Origin of the sequence: Gilliamella sp. B2911 (assembly GCF_026536965.1) — a bacterium.
GTDB lineage: Bacteria > Pseudomonadota > Gammaproteobacteria > Enterobacterales > Orbaceae > Gilliamella > Gilliamella apicola_E.
Genome location: NZ_JAFNNA010000030.1, coordinates 1 through 1,275, shown reverse-complemented (window position 1 = coordinate 1,275; position 1,275 = coordinate 1). Strand labels below are relative to the sequence as shown.

1 protein-coding gene is annotated in these 1,275 nt (G+C 40.0%); it reads right to left on the bottom strand.

Features of this window, described 5'->3' with window-relative positions:
• Positions 1-411 precede the first annotated feature (411 nt).
• Positions 412-1,275 (bottom strand): hypothetical protein (locus tag J3U27_RS11555; protein ID WP_267377506.1); only part of this gene is annotated, 864 nt, incomplete at its 5' end.

The following is a 1,275-nucleotide window of genomic DNA, read 5'->3' as shown; positions in this document are numbered from 1 at the left end:
ACCGTGTAAAAAGTATAGTGATTGGAAAAACACGATGCAACACTTTTTTTCGCTCATTTATGTTAACTTTTGTAAATAGGATCTAGAGAAGATCTAATTTATAATTTATTAACTACTGTTTTAATTAAATATATCGCGATTACAAATCTTTAGAATTAGAAATTCAGTGATTTGGATCATTTAATAATTTTTAAATGAAATTTAACACCCCAAAAACCCCGTTCCTCAACTTTTTTTGCTAAAAAACCTCAAAAATAAACCCGCCTAGGCGGGTAATTGAAGCGTCGCTTAGCCACAAAATCGCTTTTTTATGGCTAAACGACGTTGACTCGAAGCTTACTTTTAATTGCTTAATACTATTTTTTATCACTCCCACCCCCACCCTAAAGATTATGGACGAAGAAATAAAAACTAAGGATGGGAGCAGAGTCCGTGGTTGGTGATGGTGGAGTTGGAGTAGGAAAAAACACCACCGCCCCTAACGGACACGACAAAATAGCCACTACCATTCAGGTCATTAGTCCAAACCAAATCTAGGTTTTTGAAGTCAATGTCTGAATAATGGTCCATGCTACCCCACTCTGGGACAAATCCAGCACCAATATGACGCATATAATAATTACCCGGCGAGGAAGGGGTGGCGCTAGGTACGACTACATCTGTACGAACTGCATTGGTTAAATCCCTTACGCCAGACATTCGATAACCAATGCGATCACACCAAGATGAAGTATTATAATGAGTATCTTTCTTAGAACCACGGTGGACGAACCACGTCTTCAAAGTAAAACCATATTTGACGACAGGAGTACCATTAGTATCACGACCGACCAACTCGAAGGTCTGAGGCAAAGTAGGTTTAGAAATAGGACCAGAATTGGATGAACTATGCTGGGATGGGGTAGCGTAAGGACCAGTTAAAGTAACGCGAACGCTTGTAGCAGTAGGATTAGACATTGTGACTGTGATACCACCCAGAGAAACAGGAGACCAAGACAATGGCTGACTTACACCATTAATGAGTAAATCAAAGTACAATCCATTACCGCCAGTTGTAGGAAAGTTTTGACCGTAACGTGACGGGTCTGTTTCTTGAGTGAAAAAACCATTAGAACGGTCCCACATTGAAGGCGAATTTCCAAGCCACGAGGACAAACTACCTGGTCTGACAAAACAAACCACAGGCTCAACCTTAGGATTAACGTAATAAGTCACATTACTGGCATTAAAAGTACTACGATTAGGAAATCCGTAACGAGTTGATAATGTACCGTT